The organism is Megalodesulfovibrio paquesii, from assembly GCF_054653055.1.
The window spans coordinates 52,517-73,499 of record NZ_BAAIGQ010000001.1 but is presented as its reverse complement, the minus strand read 5'-3'; the positions used below and the strand labels follow the sequence as shown (position 1 = coordinate 73,499).

The following is a 20,983-nucleotide window of genomic DNA, read 5'->3' as shown; positions in this document are numbered from 1 at the left end:
GCTTGCAGTGACAGGTCCAAAGCCAATGCGTAAGGTCCGCAATGCATTCGCTGGCGGCACTACAGCAGTCATGTGGTCACCTCTGTAAGAGTTCCAGCAGCATCCGACCCATGCGTGCCGTGATGGCGGGCCATGTGTAGCGGGCCAGGGCCAGGGCGTGGGCCTGTTGGCTCAACTGCCGGGCCAGCTCCGGGGATTCCAACAGCTGCAGGCAGGCCAAAGCCACCTCCTCCGCGGGGTTTCGAATCAGCAAGTGCTCCCCGTCCCTGCAGGCGATGCCCTCACAGCCCTGAGCCGTAGAAACAACGGGCGTGCCCATGGCGAATGCCTCCAGTATTTTCAAACGGGTACCTCCGCCAAACCGCAATGGAGCCAAAGCCACGCGTGCCCCATGCACGTATGGCCGAACGTCATCCACCGCTCCCGTTACCACCACGCCTTGTGCCGGGCGGTGCAGAGCCAGCACTTCAGGACGGGGGGTTCGGCCCACGATGGTCAGGCTGGCATTTGGACGAACCGCCTGAATGCGCGGCAAAATCTCCCGGCAAAACCAGACCATGCCATCGACATTGGGTGCCCAGTCCATGGAACCCGTAAACACCATGGCGTCCTGGCGTGGGGAGAATTGGCGGGGCTGATGAAAATATTCTGTATCCACACCATTTTCCACCACAACTGCGCGATTGGCCTCTCCGCTCATATGGGCAACCTGCGCGGCATCCTCTGCAGACACCGCCAAAACCAGATCACAGGCGCGAAAGGCCCGCTCCTCGTAACGGCGCATGAGCAATGCATGCAAAGCCAGGGCCGTCTTGCGAACCCGTGAGGTTTCCACCTCTGCCATGCGTCTGGCGATGGTCCATTCAATATTGTGCGCATCCAGACTGATGCGCGGTCGGATTGATTTGGATTGTGACAGTATCCTGCTGGATATCATTCCTGCGAGGTGGATATGTTCAACATGGATCAGCTGCGGCTGGTGCATGAGCTCTGCCTGCAGCGCTGCGGAAAATGCTGCCGTCTGATATTTCAAGACGGTGCCGGGTACTCCTCGTAACAGTCCGGCTGCAAACAATCTGGAAGAAAGTGGCTGATCCAACGTGGGATGCCGCACGATTTCCACATGTTCCACACCCAGGGCCGCAGCCTGATCAAGCCAGGTTGGGGATACGCTGGCCGAGGCATAGGTAAGCACGCGGACACGAAAGGCGCGGACCAGGCCGGAAAGCACCTGAAGTGCGCGAATGGTGGCGCCTGTGTTCGTCGGCCACGGCGGGCGGGCCATGGCCACCAGCGCAAGGGGTTTGTCCGAAATGTTTGTGGAAGCTGCGGGTTGATTCATGCCGGGGGCATCCTGTCCAACTGCTCAAGCACGGCATCCGTAATCACTCCCACGCAATGCTCGGGCAAAAAACGGCTGCGTTCCCGAAGACAGGCCTCACGCATTGCGAAGAGCCGTGCAGGATCCCCCAGCAGGGCATCCACCGTTTCTGCCCACTCAACGCAGTCCAGTTTTTTCAGAATTAGTCCTGTGTGGCCATGGAGCACGATCTCCGGAATGCCCATGGAGTCGGAAGCTACTGCCGGCAGGCCACAGGCTTGCGCCTCCTTGAGCACATTGGGGAACGCATCGTGTCGGGCCGGATGGAGAATCAAGGCGCTGGATAGGTAGAGCTTCTGGAGCGAGGTCTGGGACAGTGTTCCCAGGTGCCGGGCTCCCTCCGGCAAGGGGTGCGGCGCCGGCCCTCCAACCATCAGCAGTTCCAGGGTGGGGCGCCGGGTGCGAAGCCGTTGAAACACCTCCAGTACGATGTCGCCGCCCTTTCTCCAAAAGTCGGTGCTGGCAAAGAGAATCGCCTCTCGCCGAGGAGCCATCACTTCTGCAACGGTAGGAAAGGGCATTTTGCATGCGGTATGGGCCACCCGGACGCGCAATGGGTCGAGCCCGTACGTTGCAATCATGGAGTGCCGAGTACATGCACTGTATGTCAATACAAGGTGTTTTGATTGCAGAACAGATCGTTCATATTGATACCATCTGTCATTATACTGCGTAAAATTTTCAGGAAGCCATGCCGGCCAGTATTGCTCAACTTGGCTGACATTTTGATCATGATACGATACGTGCAAGCATGCATCAATGGATAACGGGCCGAAAAGATCGCCAATTTGCAACAGAATATTTGGATGCTGCGCCAAGGACTGCACGCGCTTTCGAAATCGTTTTGTTCTTGCTTTGCATGCCGCGAGCCGCTTGGGAGCCCACTCCTGCTCAAGGTGATAGTGTTTCCGAAATGTTATGGGGTGCGAAAAAAAGGCGCGTGTCAGATTGCATAGTTGCTGGTACTTTGACGGAAATCCGAGATCTGCATTGATGATTTCGACGGTGAAAGCCTTTTCAAGTCCAGCATAGAGCCAGTTTTTACTGGTGCCCAACGCCGTATTCTGGCTGGCCCATTGATCCAATACACACAAAAATGGGCGCTTCATACAGTTGTCCGGCGCATGCAGTCAGAATGTAATCTGGAATAAAACTGCATGTGCTGCTCCACCCAACGTTGTGTGTTGAAGGTGTTTCGGACATGGGCATGCCCGGCACAGCCGTGCTGCTCGCGCAAGGCGGCTGAGTATAAATATTCTGTTGTGTACTGAGTCAGTGTCTGCAATTGATTAATAGGATAAAGCATTCCAGTCTCGTTATGGGCAACAACGTCTGGATTGCCACCAACGTGAGGCGCCACAACGGGCAGGCCGCATTCCATGGCTTCCAGAAGGCACATTGGGGTTCCTTCCCAAATTGAGGTTTGGACAAGTAAGTCTGCGGCTTGATATATTGATTGCATGTCTGCGTAAAATCCGGTGAAGCGAATGTGCTCAGCAATGCCAAGCTGGTGAGCTTCGAAAAGAAGTTGCGATTCAAGTTCGCCACTTCCGACAATGAGAAATATGCAGGGGGGATGATGGGTAGATTGACGCATCAACGCGTGAATCATCTGTAAATACAGAATGAAGTTTTTTTGATGCGACAATCGTCCAACATTTATAATGACGGTGTGGTCCGGGGTAAAATCGAATTGAGCAGCAAGCCGTTGTTTGCAGCCCTCGGAATTGCTTCGGATCTCTTCGTATGTTGCATCGCGACTTTTAATGGCGTTAATAATGGAGGTTTGAGGCTGTGTTGCTGGAAGATCCTTGCATGAAGAGGACAAGACTTCTTTTGAGCAGCCGATGACACCATCAATATGTCGAATGGCATATCTTTGAAAATTTATGATAACATTTGATTTGAAATGAGTAGGAAGGAGGAGGCCATGCAATGTAAAGGTAATAATACCTGAGAATAACCCAAGTTTCCGCATGAATAATGCATAGCCAAGCGACTTGTAACAGTGACAATGCAGGATGCCAATGCGGGATTCGGAAATATGCTTGGAAATCTGCCGCGCAAGGAGCAATGAAAAACGGGAAGATGTTGCGTACAATTTGACCGGGATATTTGACTTTTCAATGGCTTGAAGGAGGTTGGCGTTCCGAGTTGTGCCTGCTCGCTCTTCAATGCCGAGTATGAGCACACAGGGTACGCCCGCATGCACCATGCTTCGTGTCAACTGCATCGCCACTTGTTCGCGGCCGCCAAAATCACCGGAAAAACTGAAGTGTGCAATGCGTATAGCTGGAGAAGAGTCCATAGGGTGTGACGAGTTATGCTGGATTTGTAGTTAGATTTTTTCCGGTCGTTACAGCTGTGGATTCGACGTGCAACCGTTCATTAAGCATCGCCAATGCAATGAAAAAGAAGGGAACAAAATGATAGGCCCAGGACAGGAACATTCCACCGGTGAAATATCCTATTAATGCCAGTCGAATACCCCGTCCAACCCAATCCTGTTCCGATGTTGGACGGGACAGCTTAAAGGCATAATATAGCATGATAATGAAACAAATAAACGCTGGGATGCCGAGATCAGCGGCGAGTTCAATAAAGCTGTTGTGTGCGCGAAGCCATTTGCCTTCATGTAGTTGACCATCAACAACAATAAAAGCGCCCAAACCAACACCTATGAGCGGGTTATCCAGGATAATATCCAGACCACGCCCCCATATCTGCAGCCGCCCTGTTTGAGATGTGTTGTTGTAATCTTCCGAGTAATTGAGAATGGTTTCGTAGCGTTCCAGATATTCAGGTCCAAGGAATACAAAGGAGACATATAAGGCAACGGCACCACTTGCTGTAAGTCTGATTGCGCGCCAGAAATTTTTGGAAAACACTTCATATAAAAACACACAGGCTGCCGCTATCATTCCACCCCTGGACTGAGTAAGGATCAATACAACAATAGCCAACAGTAGTGTGCCATACTGGAGATATTTCTTCACGGGGTGTTGTTTGTTGATGCCTGGATAGAATAACCCGCAGGTCATGATGATAAACAAGGCAAAATCGTTGGGGTCAAGTGAATATGCCCCGGAAACTCTTCCTTCGATGTATATTGGGTTTATGATGGCAACGATCATCAGAACCAGTACAGAAATCCAGGCCGCGCTGACAATGTTCTCAAGGTGTTTTTTAGTGCGAACGTATGTGTTGAGGGTAAGCAATAGAATGGTATTGAGCTGAATAAATGTTTCTAAAAGAATGCCGAAGGATTTTGAACGGTACGCACTAAAGGGGATGCCAATGCAAGCGATGGAAACTATTGATGCATAATATTTGAATATTTTGCAGCGTAATAATGGTCCAAGCATTTCTTTTGAAAAGCCGCGCTGTTGAATAATATAGATGCATGCAATGATGATTGTAACAAGTGTCAAGCGAAAGGGGCCTAGGATGCTGAAAAATGGCTCCTGAACCCGGCCATACATCAGGAGTACAATGCAATACATTATCACAGAAGGCCATGCGTCCCTGGACAAGGCCGCAGCGGGCACTGCCTGACCATCTCTGGAAGAGTGCGTTATGCTCGGAGGTGGTGATTCAGGACGCCGCGGAGTGTCTGTTCCGGGGAAGATGTTCGCCTTTGGCCTTGCCGGCCGACGAGGCAGCGATGTGCTACGTGCAGGCAATGGAGAAGTGCGCATGGCTAAGCCATTAGCAAAAAATGTACCCCGCCCAGGCGGCTAGTTTGGGGTGATGCATTGTGCGCACGCCTGCCGCGTTGTTTTTGGATAGAGACGATGCTCCCTTAATGCCCGTAGAGCAGGGCGAGGCGTTTATAGTCGCTGAAGCTGCTATTGATGAAGTCCAATCCTGCCACCAAACTATCTCCCTGCTCTGTGGCATGGCGCAGGGAGCAGTGGAAGGAAACTGGCGTGGATCCCTGAGGAAGCTGAATGATGATTTCCAGCTGTTGCGCATCGCGGATAAACTCAATGCCAGACTTGGCAGAAAGATGAATTCTGGCTCCTGCGAGGGAAATGTCTTTTATGATGACAGGCTTTGCAATAAATGTTCTTCCTCGTTCACAAATGCTCTGGACAAGGGCGTTTAAGTGAACGGTAGTGCGAGGCGAGCACCGTTTCTCGGCTCCAGAGTATTCGACCGCTGCAGTGCCAGGCGAATAATTCTCTGCATTATCAGTTGAAGAACATTCACTGGATTTGTCCATGAATTGCTCCTGATTGTTGCAGCGCTGAAGGTTGGTTGGGCACATGGCAACGGACGATACGCTGTGATTTCCTGTTGGGGTGGTGCTCAACATATGGCCGCCATTTGATTGGAATTGTGTAATAACGATGAGATCATTGCATCAAAAGGTGCATTGCTTCCATTGCGCATCTCAAAATGGATGCCGAGCTGATACTTGAATTGCTCCGATTCATGAGGGGCACTGCGAACTACAAGTCCCTTTCTTGTTCCATCCCATGATGTTGGTGAGAAAACCTCAATCTGAATTCCTTTCGATATGGGATTGTCACAGGCAACGCAGGCACCATTGCGACTGATATTTATCATTTCTGCATTGATAGAGTGCGTGCTGGACTGTGGGATCCGGATTTTGGCCTGGGCCTTGAATGGGAATCGAGGATTACTGCGGAGGTCTTTATCGAACATGGAGATTCTGTTTCTGCCATTTTGCTTGGCCCGATACAGGGCCCGATCGCTTTGGTGCAGCAGTTCTTCCAGGGATACACCGGGTTGATAGGTGGCCATGCCTATGCTCAGGGTCAGGGGGCGGGAAAGGGATGTCTGGGAGGCAATGATTGAACGAATGCGCTCTGCAACCAAAAGTGCTTTCTGTTCCCGGGTGTCGGGCAGCATGATGAGAAATTCCTCGCCGCCATAGCGAGCAACTCGGTCCATGTGGCGGCACCCCTGCAACAAGAGAGCGGCAACATGATGCAGGGCTTCATCTCCTGCGGCATGGCCGAATGTATCGTTGAATTCTTTGAAATGATCCAGGTCTGCCATCAAAATGGACATGGTTGAATTTGTGTGCTGTACCCTGTTGTATTCTCTGGAAAGTGCTTCCATGATGTAGCGTCTGTTATATAATCCAGTCAGATCATCAATAATGGCATTTTTTTCCATTTGCCGCAGGGTTTCAGAATCAATGCTGGTGATTGTATTCGGGAGCAAGCCTTTTTTGGTGCAGTAGTCTAATAGACTGACGATGAATGAAGGCTCTCTTCCAAGCACGTCCGTCAAGGACTTATGGTGGCGCGAAGCAGAAAGCAGGATCAAGCAAGGGTCGGTGCCATGGATGCTGCTGTAATGCAGTGTGTGCATGATATGTTCGCACACATCCTTTCCTGAGAATTTGCTCGCAATCGAGGAGAGAGACGGGGCATTGCGAAAAATCTCCTCAAGCGTTGCAGCAACATCATCCATGGCACTTCTCCGGTGTCGGCATGGGTAGGTCAGACGTTGTGCCGGGCCCAGCGCTTTCTCCCTGCAGCCACTGCCAGAGCCCCCAGGGCAGTCAGGAGCATGGTAGCTGGCTCGGGTGAAGGGACCGGGGCATTTTCGCCATACAGCACATCATTGGCGCAGCTGACAGTGAAATAGTAAGTGAAGGTATCGCTACCACCTGCCAACGCATGAAAGTCAAGGTCGCCGGTGATGTCCCAGGTGAGCGTTGTGGAGCGATTGTCCTTGGTGAAACTATCCACCCACCCGTCGAAGCTGGCGGTAACAGCAACGCCATTCGCGTCGAGGTAGGGCGTGGTGAGGTAGCTGTCCTTGACCCCAATGGGCTGATTGGGCCGCGGATCGGAACTCACAGTGGAGTAGGATTTCTCATAGTAACTTGGAAGGCGGGTCGAGGCATAGTCATCATCACGAAAAACGGCCAGGTGCACGCTATATGCCGTCCAGGTACTGGAATAGGTGCCTGGATCTCGTGCGCCAAGGGCGTCGTTGTGGAAGACGATGTCCCAGAAACCATCCTGGTCCAGGTCAAAGAACCAGTCGCCCGGTTCAATCAGGGACCACCAATAGTTTGCACTGGAGAGGCTCATGCCGGAGACTGTCAGGTCTACCGAAATGCTGGAAAGGGAATCCCCCTCAAAGGTGAAGGTGCCACCCAGGAGGTTCGGAATGCCGTTCTGATCCTGTGAAGCCAAGGATGGCACGCCGCCCCAGGTCTGCCCATTGCTCAATTCATAGCTTGAGCCCTGGCCGAAGTAGTTGGCGGTGTCCCCAAAAGTGACCACTTCAGCCCAGGCAACCGAGGCTTGAAGCAGTGCCAAAGACAGCATCAATGTCGCAAAGAAAGTATGCATAGGAACCCCTCGCATGTATGAGTAACAATACCACATAGCAGGATTCATGCCTGCGATGAGAAGATGGTTGTGATATATAACCAGCTTATTTTACGACTGAAATGAATAAAAAACTGGCAAGGGCGCTGCGCAGACTGTAAGATACGGCATCCGAGCTGTCGGGAATCTTTACAATGTTCCCGGCAGGCAGGATCAGGCGGAAACGCCGTGTTTGCGCATGAGGTCGTACAATGTGGGGCGGCTGATGCCCAGGGCGTCCGCGGTGCGCTGAATGTTGCCGTCGTGCCGCCTGAGGGCGTCTTCGATCATCTTGCGTTCGACGATGGAGCGTGCCTCACGCAAGGTTTTGGCTTCCAGCTCCAGCGCCTGGGGGGCGGCGGTGTCGGGCAGGTCCAGGTCTGCCGGGGTCAGCCTGGCGCTGCGCGTCAGGATGCAGGCCCTGCGGATGCAGTTTTCCAGCTCGCGGACATTGCCGGGCCAGGGGTAGGCGGTGATGAGTTTTTCTGTTTCCGGCGCCAGGCTCAGGCGCGGCTTGCTGGCATCGCTCCCATATTTCTCCAGAAAATGCCGGGCCAGTTCAAGAATGTCTTCTCCGCGCTGTCGCAGGGGAGGCATGTGCACGGAAACAACGCCCAGGCGGTAGTATAAATCTTCCCGGAATCTTGCCTCGGCGATTTGCTGTTTCACGTCGGCATTGGTGGCTGCCACGATGCGCACATTCACGTTGAGCGTTTTGCGGCCGCCCACGCGCATGAAGGCCATCTCCTGAAGAAAACGGAGGAACTTCACCTGCATTTGGATGGGCATTTCGCCGATTTCATCCAGAAACAGGGTGGAGTTGTGCGCGTATTCCAGCTTGCCGCGGACCGTGGCATTGGCACCGGTGAAGGCGCCTTTCTCGTGTCCAAAAAATTCAGACTCGACTAGGTTTTCTGGAATGGCACCACAATTTACAGAAATCATTTCATTTTTGTGACGATGGCTCCCGGCATGTATGGCGCGGGCCACCAGTTCCTTGCCTGTTCCAGATTCGCCGGTAATGAGCACTGGTGCGTCGGAGGCGGCGACCTTGTCCACCAGGGAAAACACCTGGCGCATGGCGGCGCAGTTGCCCACCAGCCCGACGCGGTGTGTGGCAACCGGGTGAGGGTGGACTTCGGCGCGGCTTTCGCTTTCGATCTGGTGCAGTTGAAAGGCCCGGCGGATCATGACCCGCAAGTCACCAAGGTCCACTGGTTTTCGGAAAAAATCATACGCTCCGGATTCCACAGCAATGCGGGCGTGTTCGGCATCTTCAAAGCCGGTGATGACAATGATCTTTGACGAGATGCCCAGGGAGAGCATTTCCGTCAGGCAGCGCAGGCCCTCCCGCGCGTCTTCCTGGTGCGGAGGCAGGCCAAGATCCAGGGTGACAACTGGCGGTTGATGCTGGCGAAAGAGGGCCACAGCCTGTTGGGCGTTTTCCGCGAAAAGGATGTTGTAGGATTCGCGGCCCAGGCCCCAGCGTAGCTGCTGGCGGATGTCTTCGTTGTCGTCGACGATGAGCAGTGTGTTCATGAATGCGCTGCTGCAGCGGCGCCTGATGGTGCCAGGCCGGCCGGCAAGCTGATGGTGAATTCCGATCCCGCGCCTGGCGTGCTGCGGACTTCGATGCGACCGCCCAGGGCCTCCACAATCTGCCGACTCTGATACAGGCCGATGCCCATGCCGTTTGGCTTGGTGGTGTTGAATGGCTGGAACAGACGATTGCGGACAAACTCTTCCTGCATCCCGCAACCCATATCGCAAATCTTGATGAAAGGCGAGCTGTTGGAACCGATTTCCACAATGACTTCCTGCCCCTCGCCGGAGGCTTCCATGGCATTGAGCAGCAGGTTTGTGAGCACTTTGCGCAAGGATTCGCGGTCTGCCAGGGCCATCACCGCCGGGCCACGCACCGAGACGCGGCCAGGGTTGATATCCATTGCCGCTTCCCGGGCCAGGGCGGTCAGATCCACAGGCTGCACCTGAAGTTCCCCCACCGCAGGCACTGGCCGCAGTTGCGAGATGAGTGTTTTCATCCGGGCCACGGTATTGGTCAGGGAGCGCAGCATATCTTCCTGAAATTCAGGTTCATGCAGATAGGTCCGGGCGTTTTCGACAGTCAGGGAAAGGGTATAGACCAGATTTTTCAGGTCATGGACAATAAAAGTGGACACGCGGCCCAGAATCTCGGATTCCCGTATGGCCGCAAGTTGTTCAGTGAACCGTATGTTCAAAATGGCCAGCGAGGTCTGCCGCGCAAAGGCGTCCATGAGGTCCCGATCCTCCTCGTCATACACCTCATTTTTGACGATGGGCCGGCACAGGATGATCACTCCCATCAAGAGCTCTTCAAAGAACAACGGCACGGCAAAGGCGGCCCTGGCAGCCTGCAGGCTGGCCACAGTCGCGGCGTCGAACTGGCGCTCCTGATGCCGCAAATCCACGGGCTGGCGCTCCGCAGCCAGGAGCCTGGCCAGTGCGTCGCCCTGCTGCAGGTCCAGGGGGGCGATATCCATCTCCACCAGAGCGGCAGTGCGGAAGTCCGGCCGGTCATCCGCCTGCAGCAGCAACACTGCGCCGCCAAAGCCCAACGTCTCGCAAAAACCTGTCAGGGCGGCTTCGTACGTGCTTGCGCCGGTGCGTCCGGAGGTCAGGCGCCGGGTAAAATCCAACCACTGGACACGATAATCGTATTTGTCTTTGTAAAAATGATGCTTGAGGAATAGCAGCGCCTTGCGCCGCACTCCCTGCGAAAGAAGAAACGCTCCCAGCCCAATGCCGCTTACCAGCACCGCGGACCAGATGGCGGTCCTGTCCAGGGATAAATGATACGCCTTGGCAATGTAGGCTGCCAGGGCCAGAAACAATAAGAAGACCCCGCCGGCCAGCAGCACAAACGATTTGTAGACCAGCCGCCGGGAGATGACCACCCGCGCCTCGGGGCCACGGAAGAAGATGGAATAGCCCACCAGCAGCAGCCCCAGCAGGGAGCCCGTGCTGCGCATAGGGCCGAAGGCGGGATCCGGCATGCGATACAGCACACTCTGACTGAAGATAAAGAGCAGGGCGATGAGCATGGAAAACACGCCCAGCACCGTGAATTTGATACGCCAGCGCAGGCCCAGGGCCGCGTTGGCCAGCGTGGCTTCCAGATTGTACATGGCCATGACCGTGGCCACCAGCAATGCAGCCTGGCCAGCCAGTCCCAAGGAAGTGAACATGGGGCTGCCTGTTCCTTCTGACCAATGGGACGGTGGCACGATGAACACCCACTCCCCGGGCGCCAGGCCCATGGCCACGCCCAGCACCGCGCAGGCCCAGGCAGCCAGCAACTGCGCGGCGGGGCGTGCGTCTAGTGCATAATTGCGGGCGTACAACAGGCTGAAACCCAGCAGCGCGGCCACCAGCACCCCGTGCAGACCCAGCATGATCCGCATCGCCGCCGAAGGAGTCAGCTGGCCCTGCAACGGCCCCAGTTCCAGCAAATCCAGCCCCGCGCTGCAGAGCACCACGGCAACCAACAGCCAATCGGAACGCTGCAACGACCTCCGCACCGCGAAGCCAATCAGGATGCCGCATGCTGTCACCAGCGAGGCGATGAGGAGTGTCTGTTGGATCATGCTGCTCACGGTCTGGCAGGCAGGGCCTGTTGAATGTCTGGAAATGCCAGTTCCAGAAAGGCCACCGCCGTTGCCATGGCGGTGGCAGAGTCCCCGGAAAGGGGAACGTTGACGCGGACCAGGGCGCTATCCTGTCTGGAGTGCAGGATGGAGTTGAGCACATTGGCAATCTTGAACCGGTATTCATCCTGGTACACCTCGCCGGAGGCCATGAACCAGTAGATGAACAACTCCCGCTGGGCGCCCTGGGAAAAGATCGCCTTGGCCAGGGAGGCCGCCCCATTGGGCGTTTTCAGTTGGATGAAACCGGAATCCTCCCGGTACCATCCACCACCGGGCAGGCAGTTGCGCGGAGAGTGCAGGGGGCCGGCATCCTGGCCGCCATCGTGGTAGCCGATGTAGAGTTCCACGATCTCCCCGGCATCATTGGCATACCGACGGACCAGATAGTCCGTGGGCCGGAGGGTCTGCAGCTCCGAAGGGGTAAACGCCACATCGCGGGTACTGCGCCACGGGCCGATGGAATTGGGAAACGCCGCCAGCGGCTCGGGCAGCGGGCTGGGCGTGATGCGGTGGGTGTTCAGGAAGACCGCCGTGCCAATCAGCATGGCGCATACCAGCGCACATCCAAAGATTCTTGCGGCCAGGCTGCCACCGGTGCAGGCCTGTGGGGTCGGTATGGCCGTGGGCTGCATCGGGTTGTTCATGGGTGTACCCTCCGCAACATCCGCCAGGCCAGGAAATAGATGGCCAGGGCCATGCCGAATACGGCAAGCCCGGCAAATTCATGAAAAAATCCTTCCGCTGCCGCCGCGCCGATGTGTCTGGCCAGTAGCCCCGTGATGACCACCCGGCCGATGTTGGTGACGATGGACACGGGCAGGGCCAGCAACACCAGGATGATCCGATTGCTCAGCCGCGGTTCCAGCAGCAGGGCCATGGCAGTTCCGATGGCAAACATGGACACGATGGACCGCAGTCCGCTGCAGGCATTGACCACTTCGAGCGTGATGTTGGGGAAGAGCATGACATTGCCTTCGCGAAGCACCATCACGCCCAGGCCATGCAGCAGCATCACGGAAATCTTGGTGACAAAGAGTTTGAGCGGAAAGGCGATGGTATCCATGATGACCGCAGGAATGGGAATCATGAACAACAGATAGGCCAGGGGTACCCACAGCAGTCTGAATATCGCCGTTCCGCCGAAGTACAGTGTCATCCCCGTCAGCACCACCACGAACGAGGCCCGCTGGGTGAAGTACTCCGTGGCGAAATGCCCGGCGCACAGCAGGGACAGTCCGAAAAGGATGACCGGCAGACCCCAGAAGCAGCTCCGCACGGGCGCGCGGGCCAGTTCCTCCCGGCGGATCCAGGCCAGGTAGCCGGAAATGGCCGGGATAAGAAAGCCGTGCGAGCTGTTTTCATCGTGCATCCATTCCTGCACCATGCGGAACAGGACGGTCTGGTACAGGTACAGCAGGGCCGCCAGCAGCACCAGCGCCAGTACCACGGCGACGCCGCGGTTGCCCCCTGACAACGCTGTCGGCGCCAGGGGAGAGTTTGTCTGTTGAGTTGTGGAACAATGTCCGGATGACGCCATGCACACCCTCGATGCTCTCGTGTTGCCGTGGTCAATGGCCCAACCCACTGGCCGGCGCACGGGGAGGCGCTGCCGGCCAGTGGGATTTGCAAGATGAAGGCCAAGACCAGTGTTCGAGAGGGGAGTGCAATTGCCCAACCGCACATCTCCAATCGGCAACCGGCAATCGTGCTTTGGTGTGCTATGGCCAGGGGGGCAGGGTGAGGGCCAGGATGGTTCCCTGGCCTGAGGATTCATCTGTCTTGCTGTTCGGGGAACTTCCTCCCCATGTCGCCACGTAGAGTCGCCCGTCTGGGCCCATGGTCAGGCCCACGGGGTTGACCAATCCTTCGGCCAGCGTTGAGACTTCGCCATCCAGCGTCACCCGGTACACGGCGCCACCCTGGTAGTCCGCAACCGCCACACTGCGGGCATCCAGGGCCACAATGCCCGCCGCGGGCCGGCGCAGGGCCGTGGTGAGCGGCCGCAGCTGCCCATCCGGCAACCGGCAGGAGACGCGGCCATCATATTCCGAAATGACGATGCAGCCATCCGGCAGCATCACCGCGCCAGCCGGCCGGGCCAGGCCCCGGGCCAGCACCTCGACATCGCCGTCGTGCAGGTGCAGCAGTTCGCCTGTGTCCCGAACTGCCAGGAGCACGCCGCCTGCCGCATGCCGGGCAAGCCCGACCGGATAGCGCAACCCTTCCAGGATGGAATGCTGGTGTCCGTCTGCCAGGCGCAGCACACGGCCCGAGTTGGAGGAGGCAACCAGCAGCGAGGCGGGCTCGTGCGGCGAGTCCGGGGCCACAAGCACCAGTCCCGCGGGGGCGTCCAGGTGCGCTTGCACGGTGGCCCTGCTCCCATCAGGGGCGATGCGGATCACGCGGTCCGCAGTCCATTCCGCAATGAACAAGGCCCCTTGCACATCAAAGGCCAGCCCCACTGGCGCGTGCAGTCCTTCGGCAATGCACTCCAGCAACTGCGCATGCCCTGCGCGTGGTGCGAGCAGGACCCAGCAAGCCAGCAGGCAGGCGGGAAGTCCTCGCGTCAGCCCTCTCCATTTTCCGGGTACAGAAGGCAGACGCCACAGAGGAATCATGGTCAGGCCCCCTGGTGTTCCGCGTGTTGCTCAAAGGCCCGCTGCGCGGTGAACGCAGCGTTCAGCGCTGCCGGGAATCCGGCGTACACTGCTATCTGCATGATGACCTCCAGAATTTCTTCCTGCGTCAGCCCCACGCGCAAGCCGGCGCGCACATGCACCTGCAGCTGCGGCTGGGCATGGCCCAGGGCGGCCAGGGCGGCGATGGTGGCCAGTTCGCGGTCCCGGAGGCTCAGGCCGGGCCGGGAGTAGATGTCTCCAAATGGAAACTCGATCATGTACCGGGCCAGATCCGGGCAGACGGTGGCCAGGGAGGCTGCCACCTCCTCGCCCGCCCGCCCGTCTATTTCCTGCAACTTTGCCAATCCGCGCGCATACCGGTTCGAATCCATGAAATCCTCCTTTGTTGTGATGGGAATAGGCCGGCTCACTTGATATGAAAAATATGAATTTACGCGATTGTTCATATGGAATACATATGGATGATGGATTTCAAGGATATGGAACTTTGCGTCGTGCTTGCGGAGGAACGGCATTTTGGCCGGGCCTCGGCCCGTCTGCACATGACCCAGCCTCCCTTCAGCCAGCGGCTGTCACGTCTGGAAGAAGAACTGGGCGTGCGGCTGTTTGAGCGCTCCAATCGTGAGGTGGCCGTGACACCGGCCGGCGAGGCTTTTCTGGAAGAGGCCAGGGTGGCGCTGGATGCTGCCCGTCGTGCGGTGCTCAAGTCCCGTCAGGCTGCCGCCGGGGAGATTGGCCGGGTGCGCCTGGGTTTTGTGGGGCCGTCCCTGGAAGGCTCCTTGCCCGTACTGCTCCGGCGCTGCCGGGAGGCGTATCCAGGTATTGTTCTGGAATTGAAGGAATTGCACACTGGCCCGCAACTGGAGCAGCTGCGGGCCGGCAATCTGGACGCCGGGTTTGTCCGGCTGTATGGCGAGCAGCCCCCGGGCCTGGATTCGGTTGTGGTGATGCAGGACGAGTATATGCTGGCTGTCCCGGCAGGGCATGCCCTGGAAGGAGGGGAGAGCATCCCCCTGGCCGCAGTGCGGGGGGAGCCCTGGATCATGTACCCGAGGCAGATCCAGCCGCAGCTGTATGACGCCGTCAGCGCGGCGTTTGCCAGGGCTGGCGCGCCCATGCAGGTGGTACAGGAGGCCGTGGGCAAACGGACCACCCTGGCCCTGGTGGCTGCCGGGTTTGGGGTGGCCTTGATGCCGCGCACCATGTCTGATGGAGGGCGGCCGGGGGTCTCCTTTGTGTCGCTGGGACCAGGCCTGCCGCAGGTGCAGATCCACCTTGCCTGGCCCAGTGGAGCGCAGAGCCCGGCCTTGCGGCGGGTGTTGGAAATGTTACTGCTGAAGGACTGACCCGCCTTGGCCATCTTGTGTTGCAGGCAACAGACCGCCATGCCGTCCGTTGTCGATTCACGCGATTTGTCATACACTTTTTTGAGCGGCCGGTGCTGGCATGCAGTATCAACGCAATATATGATCCGAAAAATTCGGCAGTCCATCTTCTCTCTAAACCATGGCAAGAGACATGCAACTTTCACGAGGCAACATTGCCGGTGTCCTGGGTCTGGCAGTCTATTTCGTCTTTGAATATGTCTGTTACTGGGCTGGTCGGGCCTATGCAGGAATGGAACAGCCCATTATTCTGATGCTTGGGGCCAATATGAGCGGGGTACTGCTGGGGGCGGTCGCCGACTGGCGGACCTCGGTTCACGGCAGGAGCACCGGGACTGGTGCATCGGACGGGCAATGGCCCCGCGCCGGCGTGCTGGTGGGGGTCACGGCGGCGTTGCTGGGAGCGGCCGCATGCCTGGCCGCTCAAGTACAGGCAGACCAGGGACGTTGGCTGTTCATTCTGGGGGCAATGTTTGCGGGGGTGCAACTGCCCGGCGTGTTGCGGGCCTTTTTTCAGGTGGTGCCGCGCCCTCGTCAGGGACTGGCCATGGGGCTGGCCTTGGCCGCGGCAGAGGTGTTTTGGATCTTTTTACTGGCTCGTCCCGGTGAGGCAGCAGGGTTTCCCATTGGGTATTATCTGGCGGCCATCCAGCTGGCAATGGGGGGGATGGTGCTGCTGCGCTCCAGGGCGGAAGTCACCGCAGAACCGCCTCACCCAACGGTGGGCTGCCCTCCACAGCTGCTCCGCAAATCCCTGGTGTATCTCCTGGGTATTGGAGTGATTTTCTTTCTGTTGGACGCCTTTCTGGACATCATATTTTTCAGATATGACAAAGTGGACAGCCCAATCCCGAAAGAAATCGGCCTGTATATTTGGATTTCTTACCCTCTTGTCGGCATGCTGCTGGACAAGAAGGGGTTGGGTGTCAAAATATTCCTGTTCTTTTTGGCATGTTGCATAATGTCACCTGGCCTGACAGCCTTGTCCCAGAGCTCGCCAATGTATTGGGTGGTGTTTTCTCTGGATATTATTGGCCGGCACGGGGCCTTTTTGTTTTTGACCATCATCGCCGCACATCTGGCGAATAAATTCGTCTGGCATGGCCTGATGCGCTGCGTGCCATATTTGTTGCAGCATGCGAGCTATCTTGCAGCGTACTGGTTTGTGGACATCGTGCATCCCGGCACGGCCTGCATTTTGCTTGTTTCGCTGTTTTTATGCTGTACCTTTAGTTATCTTTCCTTGAAGATCAGGTATGTTGTGGCCATATCCGGCTATGAGGACAACCGGATCGACCCGCCGCCAATGCCCAAAGACCCGGACTGCGCAGGAGAGGCCGCCACCGGCTGTGTACTGACCGTGACCCGCCTTGCCTGGTTTGTGGAAAAATACGGGCTGACGACCAGGGAATCGGACGTGATGGGCCTGATCATGCGCGGCATGAACGGGCAGGAGATGGGACAGAGGCTTTTTATTTCCGAGCACACCATCAAGTCGCACATCCGCAATATTCTGCGCAAAACCAACACCTCCAGCCGCAGCACGCTGATGGCGCTGTTCATCAACGAAAAAATGCCCGGCAGCCAGCGGTATACCCGGCCGGAATCGGTCATTTCGGAAAAAGCGGTCGTCCCTCAATGAAATAAATGGCAGGGATGTCCGGCCGTTTGTGCCTGAGCAGCTTGCTGGCATTGATGGAACGATACCCGAGGCCGCAATACAAGATCAGAGGCACGCCGGCTGGTATTTCCCCATGGCGGGTTTCCAGCTCCTTGACGGGGATGTTGATTGCGCCTTCCAGATGGCCGAGGGAGAATTCCCGGCTGGTGCGCAGGTCCACCACCACAGTTTTCGGCTGCTCCACAAGAAACTGCTGCACCTCCTCAGGGCTGAGCGGCCCACCTTGTGCGTCCCATGCGCGGGCATTGCCGGACAGCAGGGCCATCCACAGTGCACCTGCCAACACGCAGACCTTGAGTGCAGATGTGTTGCCTGTTTGTTGCTGGTTCATCTGATTAAACTTGTAATCATGTGATGTTTCAGGTGTTTTCCTGCGTGTCTGCCAGGGCGCAGTGCAGGTTTCCCCCTGGCAAAATCCGGCAAACCAAGGGCCGTCCATTTTGCGCGATTTGTTGCATCCTTTTTTATTACACTAAGTTGAACTGGATATCAAACTTTAGGGTGAGGCATTTGTCGTCAGGTTCATGCTTCCGGGCGATGGCTGGATTCCATGGCGCGTGTATCAGGCGTTTGCACAGACGCAACACATAAGCTCAAGGAAGCGAGAGGGATGGATTTCACGACATCAATTAAAACTTGTTTTGGGAAGTATGCAACGTTCAAGGGGCGGGCCAGCCGCGCGGAGTTTTGGTATTGGGCGTTGTTTGTCTGGTTGTTGTCACTGGCGGCCATGGCTGTGGACACGTTTCTGGCCAATGGTGCGAGTCCGGAGCCCGGGATGCAGTTGTGCTCCACACTGGTATCCCTGGCGACAATGCTGCCCGGCCTGGCGGTAACCGTGCGGCGGCTGCACGATGTAAACCGTTCTGGCTGGTGGTTTCTCGTGGCATTTACAGTGGTTGGCTGTCTCCTGCTGTTGTATTGGGCCGTGATGCCCAGCAAGGATGACGGCAATCGATATTAGTGGCGTGGGGGCGTGATTAGGAAGTGCGCCGCGCATCACGCACGGCGCACTTCCTTTGATCTCGAACATCTGAACTACAGCATCCGGCAAGAACGAAAAGGAGTTGATGTACCATGATGAAGAAAATGTGCATGTCCACAGTGATGACACTGTGTATTTCCATGCTGACCATTGGCGTGGCCATGGCCAAGGAAGTGGTGGTGATGAACGGCTGTTCCTTTGAACTGCACGGCCTGGCCCTGTCCCCCAGCGAATCCAATAACTGGGGCGACGATCTGCTCGGCAATGACATTCTGAAGCCCGGGGAAGGGGTGCGAATTAATATCCAGGGTGATGCCAACAACTGGGATATGGCTGTGGTGGATGATGACGGCACCCAGCTGGAGTTCACCAATCTGGATCTGCGCAAGGTCAACAAGGTCACCCTGCGCAACGATGGCACTGCAGATTTGGAATAATTGACCGTTCTGGATCATGCGAAAGGCCGGGCGTTGCTGACGTCTGGCCTTGTTGTTTGTTGTATGCGTTCCGGTACAAGGGAATGATCCTGATCGGGCCAGTGTATCAGGATGGGCTGATTGCATTCAGGGCAGTAACGGCTGCAGTATGGTGACCAGCCGTTGCGCCACCACGGCATGCCCCTGTTCGGTCCAATGCATGTCCCGGGCAAAGTAGCAGCCCGGATGCTCGTCTGGTCCCTGCATGATGACCACCGGCGCCCCGAACTCTGCATATACTGCGACCAGGGCTTCCAGGCGCGGGCCTACGATGTGGGTGGTCAGTCCCACAACAGGCCACCCCCGCTCCCGGCAAAGCGCCAGGGCCCGGCGGGTCAGGGCCAGGGTGAGGGCGTCGCTGGCCCGGGCAGGGGCAAGGTGGTAGTCCTGCTGCTGCATTACAGATCGCATCCTGGCTTCCAGACCTCGCAGCAATCCCACCAGATGCGAGTTGGCAAGTCCGGGTATGGCTTCCATTATTGTTTGTGCATGACGTTTGATGCCGGGAGAGGGAGGCGGATGCGCAACGAGTTCCCCGTCCGCATCCAGAGAGTACAGGCCTTCCTGCAGATTGTCTGAGTAATCGTTGATACAGTGTTGCAGGACAACGGCGCTTGGGTCCAAGGCCGGAGCCTTGCGTTCCAAAAAGAGCACCCAATACCCGTTGCCGATGCCGCTGATGCCGGCGTTTACCACATCCCTGCCCAGCGACAATCCGACAAGATGGCTGAAGAGTTTGTCATCATTCACCTCCGCACCGAAGGTGAAGGAATCCCCCAGGAACACGACCGGCCGTACTGGCGGGTGCGCCGGCTCCGGGCCGCGATACCCCAGGTTGTTGATGGTGATGGTGGAGCGATACTCCGAGGAGATGCGGGAGATTCGCAGGTTGGCCTTGAGCCGCTTCCCATAGATTGGATCGTACAGGCTGGTGGCCTCGCCAACAAAGAAAGGCGGCGGGATGAAAGCCCGCAAGCATAATTCGACCAAGAGCAGACCGCAGCAGACAGAGCTGAAAACAAGGGCAAGGGAAAGTAAAGGGCGTGGCATGGCTACCCTCTGCAAAACAGCATCTTGCGCCACCGTGGGCTTCGTACATCGTCTGTGGGCGGCTTGATAACAGAGAAGACTGTTATACTTCACCAATATGGTGGGAGCCCGCGTGGCGTCAAGCGGCAGGGAGGGGATACTACCGGTTGGTTTGAAGCGGATTTGTTCTGGTCAGCCGGCTATGCGTGTCCGTTCTCCGTGCCCTGGCCGCGGTGACCACTTATCTTGCAGATGAACCGGGCAATGAGGGGGCCGGTCAGCACCACGGCAAAGAGGCGGGCAGTCTGCAGTGCCAGCACAAAAGGCACATCGCAGCCGCTGCCCACGGCGATGACGGCCACGGAATCCAGCCCCCCGGGACTGGTGGCCAAATAGGCGCTTAGCGGATCCACGTGCAGCCAGGCGGTCAGCATCCAGGCCGCACCGCAGCACAGCAGGATGAGCAGAAAGGTGGCCAGCAACAACTGGGGAATGGCCCGCACGGCATATTTGATTGTTTGTCGCGAAAAGCGCAGGCCAATGTACCAGCCCAGGCTGGCATATGCGGACCAGAGTAGCCAGGGGGGCAGGGTGATGGGCACTACGCCCAGAGAGTTCAACACCGCCCCACCCAGCATGGGAAACAGCAACGCGCCCGCCGGAACGCGCAGCCAGCGCGTCAGCAGCAGGCTGCCGGCGATGATGCCCAGGGTCTGCAGCAGGGGCAGCAAGGGAGCATCCAGCCCTGGAGACCAGGTGTGTTGCGCGGATGCGGCCGCCTCGTGGCCGAGGAGCAGACGGGAGACGCCCGAAGCCGTCAGCACCACCACAAACAGCCGCAGGTATTGCATGAAGGCAACCATGCGCACGTCCGCGCCAAAGGCTTCAGCCATGGCCGTCATGGCTGCGGCGCCGCCAGGAGAGCTGCCCCAGGCCGCGGTATTGCCCGGCAGGGAGCCATAGCGCATGAGCATCAGCCCCACCACGGCGCCGGCGAAGATGACGACGATGATGACCAGCAGCATGGCCAGCCAGTCCTGCCCCAGGGTGGCCAGGGTGGAGGGGGTGAGGGTGATGGCAACCATGCAGCCGATAACGGCCTGCGCCGCGCCAAAGGCCCAGCGCGGGACATGCACCGTGGCGTCGCGCATGGCGAAAAGCACGCCGGCCAGCATGGGGCCCAACAACATGGCAGCGGGAAAAGCGGCTTGCTGCAACCCATATGCAAGCACGGCAGAGACCAGCAGCAAGGCGACCCATTGGCCGCCGCGTCGAACACGGGACATACTAGCTCCAGGCCAAACTCCAGGCAGACGTCGGCAGCAAGGCCGACCGCCTGCGCCAAAGTGCAGTGGCAGC

The 20,983-nt window shown here is 57.4% G+C and carries 20 protein-coding genes; 4 read left to right on the top strand and 16 right to left on the bottom strand.

Annotation, left to right across the window (positions count from 1 at the left end):
• Nucleotides 1-76 precede the first annotated feature (76 nt).
• From ACYQ00_RS00390 to ACYQ00_RS00330, 13 genes are all read right to left on the bottom strand, one after another.
• Nucleotides 77-1,123: a glycosyltransferase gene (locus ACYQ00_RS00390; protein ID WP_460030254.1), complete on the bottom strand. Its 1,047-nt coding sequence runs from the start codon at nucleotides 1,121-1,123 to the stop codon at nucleotides 77-79.
• Nucleotides 1,124-1,338: 215 nt separating this feature from the next.
• Nucleotides 1,339-2,490, bottom strand: a complete 1,152-nt coding sequence (locus tag ACYQ00_RS00385; protein WP_460030253.1) for a glycosyltransferase family 4 protein — start codon at nucleotides 2,488-2,490, stop codon at nucleotides 1,339-1,341.
• Nucleotides 2,487-3,689: a glycosyltransferase family 4 protein gene (locus ACYQ00_RS00380; protein WP_460030252.1), complete on the bottom strand. Its 1,203-nt coding sequence runs from the start codon at nucleotides 3,687-3,689 to the stop codon at nucleotides 2,487-2,489. Before ACYQ00_RS00380 ends, ACYQ00_RS00385 begins: the two co-directional genes overlap by 4 nt.
• A gap of 13 nt (nucleotides 3,690-3,702) precedes the next feature.
• Entirely contained in the window at nucleotides 3,703-5,079 is a 1,377-nt protein-coding gene (locus ACYQ00_RS00375; protein ID WP_460030251.1) for an O-antigen ligase family protein, read from the bottom strand.
• 104 nt (nucleotides 5,080-5,183) lie between these two features.
• Complete coding sequence (locus tag ACYQ00_RS00370) at nucleotides 5,184-5,606, bottom strand: PilZ domain-containing protein (RefSeq protein WP_460030250.1); 423 nt, start codon at nucleotides 5,604-5,606, stop codon at nucleotides 5,184-5,186.
• 86 nt (nucleotides 5,607-5,692) lie between these two features.
• Entirely contained in the window at nucleotides 5,693-6,829 is a 1,137-nt protein-coding gene (locus ACYQ00_RS00365; protein ID WP_460030249.1) for a diguanylate cyclase, read from the bottom strand.
• Nucleotides 6,830-6,858: 29 nt separating this feature from the next.
• Nucleotides 6,859-7,722: a PEP-CTERM sorting domain-containing protein gene (locus ACYQ00_RS00360; RefSeq protein ID WP_460030248.1), complete on the bottom strand. Its 864-nt coding sequence runs from the start codon at nucleotides 7,720-7,722 to the stop codon at nucleotides 6,859-6,861.
• Nucleotides 7,723-7,914: 192 nt separating this feature from the next.
• Nucleotides 7,915-9,279: a PEP-CTERM-box response regulator transcription factor gene (gene prsR, locus ACYQ00_RS00355; RefSeq protein ID WP_460030247.1), complete on the bottom strand. Its 1,365-nt coding sequence runs from the start codon at nucleotides 9,277-9,279 to the stop codon at nucleotides 7,915-7,917.
• Entirely contained in the window at nucleotides 9,276-11,366 is a 2,091-nt protein-coding gene (gene prsK / locus ACYQ00_RS00350; protein WP_460030246.1) for an XrtA/PEP-CTERM system histidine kinase PrsK, read from the bottom strand. The genes prsR and prsK overlap by 4 nt, the downstream gene beginning before the upstream one ends.
• Before the next feature lie 5 nt (nucleotides 11,367-11,371).
• The gene (locus tag ACYQ00_RS00345) at nucleotides 11,372-12,073 is read right to left on the bottom strand and encodes an exosortase C-terminal domain/associated protein EpsI (RefSeq protein WP_460030245.1); all 702 of its coding nucleotides are present in this window, start codon (nucleotides 12,071-12,073) and stop codon (nucleotides 11,372-11,374) included.
• Nucleotides 12,070-12,876: an exosortase/archaeosortase family protein gene (locus tag ACYQ00_RS00340; RefSeq protein WP_460030244.1), complete on the bottom strand. Its 807-nt coding sequence runs from the start codon at nucleotides 12,874-12,876 to the stop codon at nucleotides 12,070-12,072. Before ACYQ00_RS00340 ends, ACYQ00_RS00345 begins: the two co-directional genes overlap by 4 nt.
• Nucleotides 12,877-13,147: 271 nt before the next feature.
• Nucleotides 13,148-13,927, bottom strand: a complete 780-nt coding sequence (locus ACYQ00_RS00335) for an NHL repeat-containing protein (RefSeq protein ID WP_460030243.1) — start codon at nucleotides 13,925-13,927, stop codon at nucleotides 13,148-13,150.
• Between the two features lie 122 nt (nucleotides 13,928-14,049).
• Complete coding sequence (locus ACYQ00_RS00330) at nucleotides 14,050-14,439, bottom strand: carboxymuconolactone decarboxylase family protein (protein ID WP_460030242.1); 390 nt, start codon at nucleotides 14,437-14,439, stop codon at nucleotides 14,050-14,052.
• Nucleotides 14,440-14,547: 108 nt separating this feature from the next.
• Here ACYQ00_RS00330 and ACYQ00_RS00325 point away from each other — a divergent pair, with 108 nt between their 5' ends.
• Both ACYQ00_RS00325 and ACYQ00_RS00320 read left to right on the top strand, forming a co-directional pair.
• Complete coding sequence (locus tag ACYQ00_RS00325; RefSeq protein WP_460030241.1) at nucleotides 14,548-15,414, top strand: LysR family transcriptional regulator; 867 nt, start codon at nucleotides 14,548-14,550, stop codon at nucleotides 15,412-15,414.
• Between the two features lie 160 nt (nucleotides 15,415-15,574).
• Nucleotides 15,575-17,095 carry a LuxR C-terminal-related transcriptional regulator gene (locus tag ACYQ00_RS00320; RefSeq protein WP_460030240.1) on the top strand — a complete coding sequence of 507 codons (1,521 nt, stop codon included), beginning with the start codon at nucleotides 15,575-15,577 and terminating at the stop codon, nucleotides 17,093-17,095.
• On the opposite strand, the gene ACYQ00_RS00315 is transcribed toward ACYQ00_RS00320, so the two are convergent.
• Nucleotides 17,064-17,399 (bottom strand): rhodanese-like domain-containing protein, encoded by a 336-nt coding sequence (locus ACYQ00_RS00315; protein WP_460030239.1) that lies wholly within the window; start codon nucleotides 17,397-17,399, stop codon nucleotides 17,064-17,066. The genes ACYQ00_RS00320 and ACYQ00_RS00315 overlap by 32 nt on opposite strands.
• 345 nt (nucleotides 17,400-17,744) lie before the next feature.
• Here ACYQ00_RS00315 and ACYQ00_RS00310 point away from each other — a divergent pair, with 345 nt between their 5' ends.
• Complete coding sequence (locus tag ACYQ00_RS00310; protein WP_460030238.1) at nucleotides 17,745-18,098, top strand: DUF805 domain-containing protein; 354 nt, start codon at nucleotides 17,745-17,747, stop codon at nucleotides 18,096-18,098.
• A 113-nt stretch (nucleotides 18,099-18,211) separates the two neighbouring features.
• Nucleotides 18,212-18,556 carry a hypothetical protein gene (locus ACYQ00_RS00305; RefSeq protein ID WP_460030237.1) on the top strand — a complete coding sequence of 115 codons (345 nt, stop codon included), beginning with the start codon at nucleotides 18,212-18,214 and terminating at the stop codon, nucleotides 18,554-18,556.
• A gap of 126 nt (nucleotides 18,557-18,682) precedes the next feature.
• Here the strand turns inward: ACYQ00_RS00305 and ACYQ00_RS00300 are convergent, their stop codons facing one another.
• Complete coding sequence (locus ACYQ00_RS00300; RefSeq protein ID WP_460030236.1) at nucleotides 18,683-19,570, bottom strand: SGNH/GDSL hydrolase family protein; 888 nt, start codon at nucleotides 19,568-19,570, stop codon at nucleotides 18,683-18,685.
• A gap of 254 nt (nucleotides 19,571-19,824) precedes the next feature.
• Nucleotides 19,825-20,910, bottom strand: a complete 1,086-nt coding sequence (locus ACYQ00_RS00295) for an AbrB family transcriptional regulator (protein WP_460030235.1) — start codon at nucleotides 20,908-20,910, stop codon at nucleotides 19,825-19,827.
• Between the last annotated feature and the right edge of the window lie 73 nt (nucleotides 20,911-20,983).